At 67.8% G+C, this 14,279-nt stretch carries 10 protein-coding genes; 3 read left to right on the top strand and 7 right to left on the bottom strand.

What is annotated here, in order from left to right; genetic code table 11:
- The first annotated feature begins 155 nt into the window (after positions 1-155).
- The 3 genes from AC5P7U_RS07740 to AC5P7U_RS07730 are packed head-to-tail and all read left to right on the top strand — an operon-like array spanning position 156 to position 4,449.
- Positions 156-683, top strand: a complete 528-nt coding sequence (locus AC5P7U_RS07740; RefSeq protein ID WP_414555825.1) for an RNA polymerase sigma factor — start codon at positions 156-158, stop codon at positions 681-683.
- Positions 680-1,648 (top strand): FecR family protein, encoded by a 969-nt coding sequence (locus AC5P7U_RS07735; protein WP_414555827.1) that lies wholly within the window; start codon positions 680-682, stop codon positions 1,646-1,648. Before AC5P7U_RS07740 ends, AC5P7U_RS07735 begins: the two co-directional genes overlap by 4 nt.
- Positions 1,649-1,662: 14 nt before the next feature.
- The gene (locus AC5P7U_RS07730; RefSeq protein ID WP_414555829.1) at positions 1,663-4,449 is read left to right on the top strand and encodes a TonB-dependent receptor plug domain-containing protein; all 2,787 of its coding nucleotides are present in this window, start codon (positions 1,663-1,665) and stop codon (positions 4,447-4,449) included.
- A 63-nt stretch (positions 4,450-4,512) separates the two neighbouring features.
- Here AC5P7U_RS07730 and AC5P7U_RS07725 read toward each other — a convergent pair whose 3' ends face one another.
- From AC5P7U_RS07725 to murJ, 7 genes are all read right to left on the bottom strand, one after another.
- A complete protein-coding gene (locus AC5P7U_RS07725; RefSeq protein WP_414555831.1) occupies positions 4,513-5,202 on the bottom strand; it encodes a lysoplasmalogenase in 690 nt (229 codons plus the stop codon).
- On the bottom strand, positions 5,199-7,082 hold the full coding sequence (locus AC5P7U_RS07720; protein WP_308308749.1) for a M61 family metallopeptidase: 1,884 nt from the start codon (positions 7,080-7,082) through the stop codon (positions 5,199-5,201). Before AC5P7U_RS07720 ends, AC5P7U_RS07725 begins: the two co-directional genes overlap by 4 nt.
- Positions 7,083-7,289: 207 nt before the next feature.
- Complete coding sequence (gene ispH / locus AC5P7U_RS07715) at positions 7,290-8,240, bottom strand: 4-hydroxy-3-methylbut-2-enyl diphosphate reductase (RefSeq protein WP_308308750.1); 951 nt, start codon at positions 8,238-8,240, stop codon at positions 7,290-7,292.
- A 27-nt stretch (positions 8,241-8,267) separates the two neighbouring features.
- Positions 8,268-8,792 carry a signal peptidase II gene (gene lspA / locus AC5P7U_RS07710; RefSeq protein WP_008266713.1) on the bottom strand — a complete coding sequence of 175 codons (525 nt, stop codon included), beginning with the start codon at positions 8,790-8,792 and terminating at the stop codon, positions 8,268-8,270.
- Positions 8,792-11,623 carry an isoleucine--tRNA ligase gene (ileS, locus tag AC5P7U_RS07705; RefSeq protein WP_197564405.1) on the bottom strand — a complete coding sequence of 944 codons (2,832 nt, stop codon included), beginning with the start codon at positions 11,621-11,623 and terminating at the stop codon, positions 8,792-8,794. Before ileS ends, lspA begins: the two co-directional genes overlap by 1 nt.
- Complete coding sequence (locus tag AC5P7U_RS07700) at positions 11,620-12,567, bottom strand: bifunctional riboflavin kinase/FAD synthetase (protein ID WP_006424830.1); 948 nt, start codon at positions 12,565-12,567, stop codon at positions 11,620-11,622. The genes ileS and AC5P7U_RS07700 overlap by 4 nt, the downstream gene beginning before the upstream one ends.
- Before the next feature lie 75 nt (positions 12,568-12,642).
- On the bottom strand, positions 12,643-14,247 hold the full coding sequence (murJ, locus tag AC5P7U_RS07695; protein WP_040008511.1) for a murein biosynthesis integral membrane protein MurJ: 1,605 nt from the start codon (positions 14,245-14,247) through the stop codon (positions 12,643-12,645).
- Between the last annotated feature and the right edge of the window lie 32 nt (positions 14,248-14,279).

Genomic DNA, 14,279 nt, shown 5'->3' with positions numbered 1-14,279 from the left:
CAATGATGAATGCATTCACAATGAGGATGGGGTGCCGCACACTCTTCCCCATCCGGTCATCGTCGCGTAAAACTCGATGACGCATCCGCCAATGTCTGCCGAGGCCAGCCCTGTCCGCTCCGTCCCCCCTGATCCACCACGCGCCGGAGCCGCCGGTGCCAGCGGATGCCTTCATCGCGTTCGTACGCGAAGAACGTGCACCGCTGTGTGCGTTCCTGCGCACGCGGGGCGTCGGGCCGGAGGATGCAGAGGACATCGCGCAGGACTGCATGGAGCGGCTGATCCGCTATCGCGCACACGGCGCCGACGAGCTGCGCCTGCTGCTGTATCGTATCGCCCGCAACCGCCTGGCGGATCGCGGCCGCTCTGCGCATTCGCGACCGCACCTGCCGTTGGCCGAGCATGATGGCAGCGACCAGCCCACCAGCCAGTCGCCCGATCCATTGCGCCAGGCCGAGTCCGGGCAAATGCTGTCCCTGCTGCGGCAGGCCCTTTTCAAACTGCCCGAGCGCGCGCGCGAGGTGTACCTGCTCAACCGGATCACCGGCATGAGCTATACGCAGATCGCGCGGCACTGTGGAATTACTGCCAAGACCGTGGAAAAACATATCGCCCGTGCCCTGCAGGGCCTGCGCCAGGAGTTGGGACCGGATCCGCTGCACAACGACAGGGATGTGGAATGAACCGTCAGCGGCACACGGAAGACGCCTCGCTGTTTGAACGCGCCAGCGCCTGGGTGGCGCGGCTGGAAGCGCCGGACTGCACGCCGGCCGAACGCGAAACGTTCGAGGACTGGCTGGCCGAAAACCCGGCCCATGTGAAAGCATGGGTGCAGGCCGAGAACCTGTTCCAGCAGGGCCAGGGGCTGGCGGCAGACCCTTGGCTGCGCACCGCTGCGGCCCGTGCGGCGCGACCACCCCGCCGCCGCTGGTTGCCGGCGTTCGCGGCCGCCGCCGGCATCTGCCTGGCCATCGGCGTGGGCTGGATGCTGGCCGTGGACGGCAACCCCACGCCGCAGCGCTATGCCAATGACAGCCATGAAACGCAGCGGCTGACCCTGGCCGACGGCAGCGTGGCCACGCTCGACGCGGGCACCACGCTGCACGCCCGTTTCGGCTGGCGCCATCGCGAGCTGGACCTTGAACGTGGGCGCCTGCAGCTGCAGGTCGCGCCGTCGAACAAGGCGCTGCAGCTGCGCGCCGGCACCAGCACGATCCGCGATATCGGCACGACCTTCCAGGTTGAACGCCTGCGCGATGGCCTGGTGGAAGTCGCACTGCTGGAAGGCGCGGTGGAAGTGAGCAACGGTGCCGCCCAGCACACCCTGGCACCGGGCCAGCAGCTGCAGGTACTGCCTTCCGGGCGCATCCAGCCGGGCCCGGCACTGTCGTCCACGGCGGCCGCCGAGGGCTGGCTGCAGGGACAGCTGGTATTCGACGCCACGCCGCTGTCGATCGTGGTCGAACGGATGAACCGCTATGGCCGCACACCGCTGGTGATTGCCGATCCGGAGATCAGCAACCTGGCGGTCAGTGGCACGTTCCGCGCAGGCGACGCACAGGAGTTGCTGTCCGCGCTGGAACTGGGCTGGTCCGTCGCTGGCCAGACGCGCCCGGATGGCGCGCTGGAACTGCGCCGCACCTACTGAGGAGGCCTGCAGTGATGGCAGGACCGGGTGCGCTGCAGTGGGGGCTGCTCCGCCCCCTGCTGTGCCTGGCGCTGTTGGCCACTGCACTGCCTGCGGCCACGGCCAGCGAATCGGCGGCCACGCATGCCTACCGCATCGATGCCGGCCCATTGCCGTCGGCGTTGCAGCAGTGGGCCCGGCAGAGCGGCATCGCGCTGCTGTTCGACGCCCGTGAGCTGGCAGGACTGCACAGCGACGGCGCGAACACCCGGACCGATCCCGCCACCGCCCTGAAGCAGCTGGTTGCCGGCATGCCGGTGACGATCCTGCGCACGCCTTCGGGTGGCTTCGTGGTGCGCCGCGTCGGTGCGGCCCCGATTGCCACAACACCCACGCCTAAGGCCGTGGTGGCTCCCCGCCACGATGCCCCCCGGCCGCCGCCGCAGGTGGAACTGGCACCGATCCACGTCACCGGCAGCCGCCTGCCACGCACCTCGGTGCAGACCACGCTGCCGGTTACCACGATCGATCGCGCCGACATCCTGCGCAGCGGCTACGGCAGCCTGTTCGACCTGCTGCGGCACCTGCCCGGCATGAACGGCCTGCCGGCGATGAGCAGTGCGCGCAGCGGTGACTCGCAGTACCTGCCGGTCGGTGCCGCAGCCACCACCAGCCTCGACGGCATGGGACCGCGCGCCACCCTGTTCCTGGTCAATGGCCGGCGCCTGCCGCGCTACCCGATGGTGTCGCTGGAGCAGGGAGGGCTCACCGACCTGGGCGGCATTCCGCTCAGCTTCGTCGAACGCATCGAGCTGGTCCGTGGCGGTGCCTCGGCGATCTACGGCGCTGACGCCATGTCCGGCGTGGTCAACATCATCCTGCGTGACCAGGCCCATGGGCCCGAAGCCATGCTGCAGACCGGCCTGAGCAGCCGGGGCGACGCCGCGCAGTATCGCCTGCAGGCGGCCACCGGCGGCCTGCGCGGCAACGGCGATCGCTGGTTTGTCGGCGTCGACCTGCACCGTGTCGACCACCTGGCCGGCGACCGCCGCGACTGGCATGCAGAGACCTCGCAATATCTGATCGGTGCGTTCGGCGCTGGCCGCTACTGGCCTGCACGGCGCTGCGAAGGACCATTGAAGCGGCGCAATGGCGCCTGCTGGTTCGACAGTGCGCGCCCACGCTCGCTGCAGCCCGCTTCGGATACCGCGTCGGCCTACCTGCGCTATCGGCATGAACGTGGCGAAGGGCGCTACACCTATGCCGAAGCCCGCGCCAGCCACAACCGCCAGCGCTTCGACCTCGGCCCCACCGCGGTTTCCCTCGCCCTGTACGGAATCACCTTCAACACCGTGCTGCGCGAAGCCGGCAACGTGCGTCCACACGTGCGCGCCACCGACGCCGACGTCACCTTCGGCATCGGCCGCGACCAGGGCCGGCGCAGCTGGGATGCCGGGCTCAGCGCACAGCGCAGCGATGTCAGCCTGTCCACGCCGGGCACCGTGCGTGCCACCCCGTTGATCGAGGCCGCGCAGTCGCTTCGGTTCCTGCCCGGATTCGACATGCTGCCCAGCGACGAAACGGCGTCCTGGTTCCCGATGATCCGCAACCGTGGCCTTACCGAACAATGGCAGGGCTGGTGGGGCATGCAGCGCGAACTCATGCCATTGCCGGGGGGCAATGCGCAGCTGGCCACCGGCATCGACCTGCGCCATGAGCGCTGGACCTCGCACCCCGATGCGCTGCTGAGCCAGGGTGACCTGGCGCTGGGGCTGCCACAGCAGCGGCGCCGGTTGTCGCGGCAGAGTGGTGGCGCCTACGCCGAACTCGGCCTGCCGCTGGCACCTGCGCTTCGCATGGACCTGGCTGCGCGCTGGGACCGTGACGGTGACTACACCGCGCTCTCGCCACGGGCCGGCCTGCGCTGGACGCCGTCGCCGCAATGGTCATTCCTGCTGGCCAGCGGGCGTGGCTACCGTGCCCCCAGCCTGTTCGAGCAACGGCGCCCGCCCGGCCAGTTCGGCACCCTCACCCTGCCCGCTTCGGATGCGCTGCCGCCGTGTGCGCAGAGCGCAGCGGATGGCCGCTGCAGGGTGACCGCAGACGTGGAAGAAAACACCATGCTGAAGGCGGAAAGCTCGCGCAGCCATTCACTGGCCGCGACCTGGTCTCCGAATGATGCGTTCTCGCTGTCGCTGACCCACAACATCGTCGAGCTGCGCAACGAGATCCTCGCGCTGCAGCCCAACGATGCGGTCTGGAACCGCGATACCTGGCAGCTGGACGAACAAGGCAGGCTGCGCAGCCTGCGCCTGTCCTTCGACAACATCGGCCGCACCACCTCGCGCAACTGGGTGCTGCGCGGCGAGTACCGCATCGACACCGGCAGCAACGGCCAATGGCTGTTCTCGCTGGATGCACTGAAACAGCAGGAGCTGCGCCGCCAGGTCGACCACGAACCCGCGATCGACCTGCGCGGCCATGTGACGCCGGAGACGGCGGCGGTGCTGAACGTACAGTGGCAGAACAGCCACTGGGACATCGCCCTGCGCGGCAACCAGGTGGGTCGCACCCGCGCCTGGCTGCCCGGTGCCGAGTGCCCGCAGGATCAGGTTGAACAGAACCACTGCATGAACCCCCGCCAGCTGCGCTGGAACCTGCATCTTGCACGCCGGCTCGGCCCGCGCATCGTTGCCGCGCTGGACGTGCACAACGTGCTCGACACGCAACCGGTGAACTACCTGGTCGGCAATGGCGGGCAGATGCCCGGGCTGGACGACCCCCTCGGCCGCTACTACCTGCTGACCCTGCAGTTCCGCTGAGCGCAGCACCGAAAAAGGGGACGGAGGGAATTAAGTCGTTTCTGCCACGATGCCGAATACGACTTAATCCCCTCCGTCCCCTTTTTGCTGTTTCACCGAGCGGGCGATGGCGTATTGCGCGGCGTAGTAAGTGGACAGCACCAGCAGGCTGGCCAACGGCAGGCCACCGGCGAAGCGGTCCCAGGCCAGCAAGGAATCGCTGGCGACGAACAGCAGCGCACCTGCGGCGGCCCAGCGTGCACTGCTTGCTTCCACGGCATCGGGCTGCGGGCGGCGCCACTGCCGTGCGAGGGCCAGCACCGCCATCGAGGCCAGCACCACCACGTACGCCAGCACCGGGATGCGCATCGGCGCCGGCAGGTGCGGCCACAGGCCCAGCACATTGAGTGCGGCAAACGCTCCCAGCAGCACGCTGGCAGCCACCAGACCGCGCCCACCGCGCAGGCCATCGCGGAACGCGGCGATGTAGCACAGGTGTGCCAGCAGGAACGCCACCAGGCCAGGCACGAACGCATCCATCGGCAGCATCAACGCGATGTCGCCCACGCACGACAGCAGCATGCCGGCCAGCACCGCGCGCCGGTAGAACGGTTGCGCGGGGGGGTGTACCTGCCAGGCGATGCCGGCGATCAGCAGCGTCGTGGCCGGCTTCGCCAGCCAGTGCAGCCAGCGCCCGTCACCGTGCAGGAACGTGCCGATGATGGCCAGGATCGCCACCAGCAGGATCATGCCGTCACGGGCGGACGCTTTCATCGCGCCTTCCACAGCTCGGCCAGGCGATCAGGCGTGCCGGCGATGCGCTCCAGCACCGGGTACTGCAGGCCACCGTGGTAGTCGATGTTCATTGTATCGATGCGGTCGAACTGCTTGACCAGCAGCACGATCGGCGACTTGTCCCTGGCCGCATCGGCCACGGCGTCCTTCAGCCGCTGGCTGCTGTACTCGCGGCCGCCGACCGCGATCACCTTCATGCCGGGCGCCAACCCTGCGTTGAACGCCGGGCTGTCCCAGATCACGTCACCCACCGTGCCGCTGTCGAGCACGGTCGCCCCGAGCGAATAAGCGAGCAATGCGCCCTTGGCGCGCTTTTCCTGCGCCTTGTAGGCGGCGTTCGGGGTGTCGCGGTAGACCAGCTTCCAGCCGGCCAGCGCCAGGCCACCGGTCAGCGGACCATGCCCGTCCAGGCGGCCGCGCAGGAACGTCGCCCAGTCGTACGGTGCGATGCCGTTCAAGGTCGCGACCACGTCATCGAAGGTGTAAGGATTGACGTCCCAGTCGCCATTGCCAACACCGAAGAAGGCGCGCGCGAAGTCGTCCAGGCTGCGGCGGTTGCCGCTCAGTTCGCGCAGCTTGCCCTCCACTTCCAGCCACAGCATCTGGCCGCCGGAATAGTAGTCCTCGCTCATCTGGTAGTTGCGGTACGGCAACGTGCGGCGCTGGGCGATGGTCGGGTCGTTGGTGGTGTCCTGCAAGGGCCGCCAGGCCAGGCCCGGGCGGCCACGGTCATAGGTGGCGGCCACATTGGCCAGCATGTCGCGCGCCTGCTCGACCGACCACAGCCCGGAACGCGCGGCCAGCACCTGGCCCCAGAACTGGGTCTGGCCCTCGTACACCCACAGCAGGCTGTCGCCCATGGGAACGTTGAAAGTGGCGGTGGCCAGGTCGGCACCGCGGCGGTACTTGCCGTTCCACGAGTGGGTGTACTCGTGCGGCAGCAGGTCGCGCATCCACGCGCTCTTGTCCCACTCGGTGAAGTAGCCCGGCTCGGCGCTGTTCTCGCTGGAGCGATGATGCTCCAGGCCGATGCCACCGAGGCGGTCAGTCAGCGCCAGCAGGAACTCATAGTGGTTGTAGTGGCGCGCGCCATAGAGCTTGTCGGCCTGCTGCACCAGCGCGCGGTGGAGCTTGATCTGTGCGTCCGTCGGCTTCAGCGACTTGGCGTCGTCGGCGAACACGTTGAGGTGCACCGGCACCTTCGCGCCCGGATCGAGGTCGATGCGCTGGTAGTGCTCGCCGGCGAACAACGGCGAATCGACCAGGTGGTCATAGGAAATCGGCTTGAACACAACGGTGTCACCGTCGCGGCGCGCGGTTTCCAGCGCGGTGGCGAACGACCAGCCCTTGGGCAGGGTCACGCTGGCCTGCGCCTGCAGCTGGCGGGCATCGACCCCGGCCGGATACAGCGAATTGGCGTTCCACTGCAGGTTGAGCATTTCCGGGGTCATCACCACCCGGCCCTGGCTGCCGCCCTGCGAAGACAGGAAATCGAAGTGGGCAACGATCTCGGTCACGCCTTCGGGCACGTCCACCTTGAACGCATAGACATTGAACTGATCGCGCTGCCAGGCCAGCGGCTTGCCGTTGGCGGTGACGCGCAGCCCGGCCAGCTTGTCGATCGGGCCGGTGGGCGAATGGTTGCCGGGAATCCACTGCGGATACAGCAGGGTCATCGGGCCGGGTTTGGCCGGCACGGTGGCGGTGACCTTGAAGATGCGCCGGGCCAGATCGCGTGCGTCCACGTCGATGCGCAGCAGGCCGGGAGCCGTCGCATTGGCCGGCGGCGCGGTCTGTGCCAGCGCAGGCGTGGCGGCCAGCGCGAACAGCAACGACATGGCCAAGGCTCGGGTTTTCATCGGGCAGCGTCCAACAGCGGAGAGTTCCCCGATGCTAGGCCTGTGGGATGCGTGGCCCCATGGCCAAAGGTCATGGCCCGCGCGAACGCCGCCAGAAGCGGCAAACCCGGCAACAAGGCCGTGAGCAGCAGATCCGTGCCATGCCTGGATGGAATGCATCCAGAAGCAGTGCGAACCAAGGTTCGCACCCACCAGAATCAGGCCCGGTCAGTCGACCAGGCGCAGGCGCAGTTCCTTCGGCAGCGCGAACACCATCGATTCCGGCTCGCCATCCAGCTCGCCCACGCCGCTGGCGCCCAGCTCGGCCAGGCGCGCCAGCACGCCATCGACCAGCACCTGCGGCGCCGAGGCGCCTGCGGTGACACCGATGTGCTGCTTGCCCGCCACCCACGCCGGGTCGATCTCGTGCGCGCCGTCGATCAGGTACGACTCGACGCCTTCACGGCGGGCCAGCTCACTGAGGCGGTTGGAATTGGAACTGTTCGGCGAACCGACCACCAGCACCAGGTCGCAGCGCTTGGCCAAGTCGCGCACGGCGTCCTGGCGGTTCTGCGTGGCGTAGCAGATGTCATCGTTCTTCGGGCCCTGCATCGCCGGGAAGCGCTCGCGCAGCGCATCGATGATGCCGCGCGTGTCATCCACCGACAGCGTGGTCTGGGTGGTGTAGGCGAAGTTCTCCGGCTGGTTGATCACCAGCGTGGCCACCTGTTCCACATCCTCGACCAGATAGATCTGGCCGGTGCCGGCTTCGCGGTTCCACTGGCCCATGGTGCCTTCCACTTCCGGGTGGCCGGCGTGGCCGATCAGCACCACGTCACGGCCGGCACGGCAGTGGCGGGCGACTTCGAAGTGGACCTTGGTCACCAGCGGACAGGTGGCGTCGAACACCTTCAGGCCACGGCGCTCGGCTTCCTGGCGCACCGCCTGCGAAACGCCATGGGCGCTGAAGATCACCGTGTTGTTGTCCGGCACTTCGTCCAGTTCCTCGACGAAGATCGCGCCGCGCTGCTTCAGGTCGTCGACCACGAAGCGGTTGTGCACCACTTCATGGCGGACGTAGATGGGCGCGCCCAGCGTTTCGATCGCGCGCTTGACGATCTCGATCGCACGATCGACACCGGCACAGAAACCACGCGGGTTGGCGAGCAGCACATCCATCAGTTCAATCTCCCGGCAGCGGCCGGCTTACGGTTTCGGATTGGCATTATCCGCCTTTTTGGCGGACTTGCCGTCGAACAGGCCAAACAGGGCGATGCCGATGGCACCCACCACGATGGCCGAATCGGCGATGTTGAACGAGGGCCAGGTGTAGCTGCCCACGTACCACTGGATGAAATCGACCACATGACCGTGCACCTGGCGGTCGATGACGTTGCCGATGGCACCGCCGATGATCAGCGCATACGGCACCGCGGCCTTCCAGTTGCCGCGGGCGGTACCGCGCAGCCACCAGGCCATCAGGCCGCTGATGGCGATCGCCAGCGCAGTGAAGAAGTACTTCTGCCAGCCACCGGCGTCGCTCAGGAAACTGAACGCCGCGCCGGTGTTGTAGGTGCGGTACCAGTTCCAGAAACCATCGATGACCACCACCGGCTGGAACTCCGGCAGGCTCGACAGCACCCAGGCCTTGGACCACTGGTCCAGGCCGATGATGGCCGCCGACAGCAGCAGCCAGACCAGGGCGTTGGGATGCGGGCGTGCAGTGCTCATCAGAACCAGCTCCGCAGTTCGCCGGCGCCGGTGATGTTGCTCACGCAGCGGCCGCACAGTTCGGGATGGTCGGCGTTGCTGCCGACATCGGCGCGGTGGTGCCAGCAGCGCACGCACTTGGCCTTGGTGGTCGGCTGGGCGCTGACGAACACTTCGTCGGTGGTTGCCGGGCGCACCTGCACGTCGCCGCTGATGAACAGGAAGCGCAGTTCATCGGCCAGCGGCTGCCACTTCGCGGCCTGTTCTTCGCTGGCGGCGATGGTGATCTCCGCTTCCAGCGCGGCGCCGATGGCACCGTTGGCACGCATCGGTTCCAGCACCTTGGCCACCTGCTCGCGCACGGCCAGCAGCTGCTCGAAGTCGGCGGCGTTGAGCTGCGCATCGGCCGGCAGCGGCGCCAGGCCGTCGTACCAGGTGGTGAACAGCACGTGCCCGGCACGCTCGCCCGGCAGGTAGCCCCACAGCTCGTCGGCGGTGAAGGTCAGGATCGGCGCCACCCAGCGGGTGAATGCTTCGGCGATGTGGTACATCGCGCTCTGCGCCGAACGGCGACCGTGCGAGTCGGTCGGCATCGTGTACAGGCGGTCCTTGGTCACGTCCAGGTACAGCGAACCCAGGTCCACGCTGCAGAAGTTCAGCAGCAGCTGCACGATCTCGGCCATGTTGTAGCCGTCGTAGGCCGCCTTGATCTTCTCCTGCAGCTCCCACGCGCGATGCACGATCCAGCGGTCCAGCGCGACCATCTGGTCGAGCGGGCGCAGGTGCTGGGCCGGATCGAAGCCGTCCAGGTTGCCGAGCAGGAAGCGCGCGGTGTTGCGCAGGCGGCGGTAGGCATCGGCGTTGCGCTTGAGGATTTCCTGCGACAGCGACATCTCGTTGCTGTAGTCGGCCGAGGCGATCCACAGGCGCAGGATGTCCGCGCCCAGCTTGTTCATGATGTCCTGCGGCTCGATGCCGTTGCCCAGCGACTTGGACATCTTGCGGCCGTGCTCATCCACGGTGAAACCGTGGGTGAGGCACTGCTTGTACGGGGCGCGCTTGTCGATCGCCACGCCGGTCAGCAGCGAGGACTGGAACCAGCCGCGGTGCTGGTCGGAACCTTCCAGGTACAGGTCGGCCGGCTTGCCGAAGCCACGCGCGGCGAGCACGCCTTCATGGGTCACGCCCGAATCGAACCAGACGTCGAGGATGTCGGTGACCTTCTCGTAGTCGGCTGCTTCGGCGCCCAGCAGTTCGGCCGCATCCAGCGAGTACCACACGTCGATGCCCTCGGCCTCGACGCGGTCGGCGACCTGCTGCATCAGCTCGACCGAACGCGGATGGATCTCGCCGGTCTGGCGGTGGGTGAACAGTGCGATCGGCACGCCCCAGGTGCGCTGGCGCGAGATGGTCCAGTCCGGGCGACCGTCGACCATGCTCTGGATGCGCGCCTTGCCCCAGGCCGGGAACCAGCCCACGGTGTCGATGGCGGCCAGCGCATCGGTGCGCAGGTTGGCCTTGTCCATCGAGATGAACCACTGAGGGGTGGCGCGGAACACCACCGGCGTCTTGTGGCGCCAGCAGTGCGGATAGCTGTGGCGGATCGGGTGGAAGGCCAGCAGCGAACCGTTGTCGCGCAGCACGCCGACGATGGCCTCCTGCGCCTTCCACAGGTGCTGGCCGGCCAGGACCACGTCACCGGCCGGCGGGGTCGATTCCAGGTACACGCCACGGCCGTCGATCGGGGTGACCTGGCCGGCGTTGTACTTGTCCAGCAGGCCGTACTTCTGGCTGACCACGAAGTCTTCCTGGCCGTGGCCGGGTGCAGTGTGCACCGCACCGGTACCGTCCTCGTCGGAGACGTGGTCACCGTTGAGCACCAGGATTTCGCGCTCCGGGTAGAACGGATGCGCCAGCAGCTGGTTTTCCAGCGCCGCGCCGGTGGTTTCACCGTGCAGCACCACTTCATCCACGCCGTAGCGCTGCAGCGCGCGCTCGGCCAGCGCGGCGGCCAGCACCAGCCAACGGCGCTTGCCGTTGTGGGCCGGGCCTTCGGCCAGCACGTAGTTGATCTCCGCGCCCAGCGAAACAGCCAGCGAGGCCGGCAGCGTCCACGGCGTGGTGGTCCAGATCGGCACGGCCACTTCGACGTCGGCCGGCACGCTCACGCCGAACGCCTGGCCGATGGCCTGCGCATCACGTGCGGCGTAGGCCACGTCGATCGCCGGCGATTCCTTTTCCTGGTATTCGATCTCGGCTTCGGCCAGCGCCGAACCACAGTCGAAGCACCAGTACACCGGCTTGGCGCCGCGCACCAGGTGGCCATTGGCCACGACCTTGGCCAGCGCGCGGATCTCGTTGGCTTCGAAGTCGAAGCTCAGGGTCTTGTACGGGTTGTCCCAGTCACCGGTCACGCCCAGGCGCTTGAAGTCCACGCGCTGGATGTTGATCTGCTCTTCGGCGAACTCGCGGCACTTCTGCCGGAATTCAACGGCGTCGAGCTTGGTGCCGACCTTGCCCCACTTCTTCTCGACCGCGATCTCGATCGGCAGGCCATGGCAGTCCCAGCCCGGCACGTAGGGTGCATCGAAGCCGGCCAGGTAGCGCGACTTGACGATGATGTCCTTCAGGATCTTGTTGACCGCGTGGCCGAGGTGGATGCGGCCGTTGGCGTACGGCGGGCCGTCGTGCAGCACGAACAGCGGGCGGCCGGCGGCGTTGTCGCGCAGCTGCTGGTAGAGCCCCTGCGCTTCCCACTGCGCCAGAATGCCCGGCTCGCGCTTGGGCAGGTCGCCGCGCATCGGGAATTCGGTGGCTGGCAGGTTCAGGGTGGTCTTGTAGTCCTGGCTCACGCAGTGGCTCGCAATCTATGTTCGGAAAGGATGGCGCGCGCCTGTTCGGCGTCGCGGTGCATCTGGTCGGTCAGCGCCGCCAGATCATTGAATTTCTCTTCGTCGCGCAGCTTGGCGACGAACTCCACGTCGATGTGGCGGCCGTACAGGTCGCCCTGGAAATCGAACAGGTGGGCTTCCAGCAGCGGCTCCACGCCGTCCACCGTCGGCCGAGTGCCGAAGCTGGACACCGAGGGCCATGGCTGGTCGAACACGCCGTGCACCCAGGTCGCGTAGATGCCCGACAGCGCCGGGGTCTTCGGGAAGCGCAGGTTGGCGGTCGGGAAACCCAGCGTGCGGCCGAGCTGGCGCCCGCGCACCACCCGCCCGCTGATCGCGTACGGACGGCCGAGCAGGTCGCCGGCGCGGGCGAAGTTACCGTCCTGCAGCAGCTGGCGGATGCGGGTGCTGGAAATGCGCTCGCCATGCAGGTCCACCGCTTCGATCTCGCCGGCGCTGAAGCCCAGTTCGGCGCCCATCTTCTGCAGCAGGGCCAGGTCGCCACGGCGGCGGTTGCCGAAGCAGAAGTCCGGGCCGATCCACACTTCGCGGGCGCCCAGCCGGTGCACCAGCAGCCGCCGCACGAAGTCCTCGGCCGGCATGGCGGCCATCGCCGCATCGAAACGCAGCAGGCCGACCGCATCGACGCCGAGCTCGCGCAGGATCTCGACCTTGCTGCGCGCCAGGGTCAGCCGCGGCGGCGGCGTGCCCTGGGCGAAGAATTCACGCGGCAGCGGCTCGAACGCCACGGCCACCGCGGCCACGCCCAAGGCGCGCGCGCGGGCGACCGCGTGGCGGACCAGCGCACGATGCCCCAGGTGGAGGCCGTCGAATGCACCGATACAGACCACGCTTCCGTTGGGGAACAGCTCCCCGCCCTCGACGCTTCTGAACAGCCTGCTCATCAACTCTCGTTCCGGCCCGACCGGGGCCGCCGCTTCAATGGTGTAACCCTGAAGTATAGCCGCCACGGGCCGCGATCAATGCCCGCGCAGGTCGCGCGGGCGGAAGCCCATGGCCACCATCGCCACCGCATAGGTCGCGCCACCGCCACCGACCAGCAGCGCCAGGGCACCGATCCGCTCCCACACGCTCATCGCCGAGAAGCCCGGCAGCCAGTACAGCAGCGCCAGCAGCACGCCGACCATGGCCAGGCAGGCCAGCAGCAGGCGCAGCAGATAGCCGCCCCAGCCCGGGCGGCGCTGGTAGACATCGGTCTTGCCCAGCCAGTACCAGAGCAGGCCCAGGTTCAGGTAACTGGACAGCGCGCTGGCAATGCCCAGCGCCAGGTGCAGGCCCGGCTGCTTGCCGATGGCCGCCATCACGCCCTGTGCCTTCAGTTCGTCCGGCACCATCACCTGGTACAGCACGGCCAGCAGCGCGAAGTTGAACACCATGTTGGCCACCAGCGCGGCGATACCGGCGCGCACCGGGGTCTTGGTGTCCTGCCGCGCGTAGAACGCCGGCAGCACCACCTTCAGCAGGGCGAACGCCGGCAGGCCGAAGCTCAGGCCGTACACCGACAACGCGGTCATGCGGGTATCGAAGGCACTGAACTGGCCGTGCTGGAAGATGGTCGCGATCAGGGGTTCCGCCAGCAGCAGCAGGCCGAGCATGGCCGGCACCGAGATCAGCAGGGTCATGCGCAGGCCCCAGTCCAGCGAGCGCGAGAAGCCTTCACGGTCGGTGCTGACGTGGTGGCGGGCCAGCGCCGGCAGGATCACCGTACCCAGCGCCACGCCGAACACGCCCAGCGGCAGCTCCAGGAAGCGATCGGCCAGTGACAGCCAGGACTGCGAGCCGTCGGTCAGCTTGGCCGCGATGACCGTGTCCAGCAGCAGGTTGATCTGCGCCACCGAGGAACCGAACAGGGTCGGCACCATCAGCGTCATCACCTTGCGCACGCCCGGATGGCTCCAGCCCCAGCGCGGCAGGGTCAGCAGGTTGATGCCCTTCAGCGAGGGCAACTGGAACAGCAGCTGCAGGATGCCGGCGGCCAGCACCGCCCAGCCCAGCGCCAGGATCTGTTTTTCCGGGGTGCCGCCCAGCCGCGGCGCCAGCCACAGCGCGCCGGCGATCATGCACAGGTTGAGGATGACCGGGGTCAGCGCCGGCATCGCGAAGCGCTGGAAGCTGTTCAGCGCGCCGCCGGCCAGTGCGGTGAGCGAGACGAACAGCAGGAACGGGAAGGTCAGGCGGAACAGGTCCACCAGCAGGCCCTGCTTGACCGGGTCTGTATCAACGCCGCTTGAGAAGACCGAGGCCAGCTGTGGCGCGAAGATCAGCGCCAGCGCGGTGACCAGCATCAGCACCCCACCCAGGGTGCCGGCGGTGCGGGCCATCAGTTCGCGCAGCTCGGCGTGGCTGCGGGTTTCCTTCACTTCCGTGAACACCGGCACGAAAGCGGTGGCGAAAGACCCCTCGGCGAACAACCGGCGCAGGAAATTGGGTACCCTGAAGGCGACCCAGAAAGCATCAGTGATGGCGTTGGTGCCGAACGTGGTGGTCACCACGAAGTCCCGGACAAGTCCAAGGACGCGCGAGACCATGGTCATGCTGCTGAACGACAGCAGGCCCCGCAACAACTTGGGTGAACTCACTCAGCGTCCCTCTTGAC

It is taken from the genome of Stenotrophomonas sp. YJH_SMC_57 (assembly GCF_059369755.1).
This window is presented reverse-complemented; position numbering and strand designations above follow the sequence as displayed.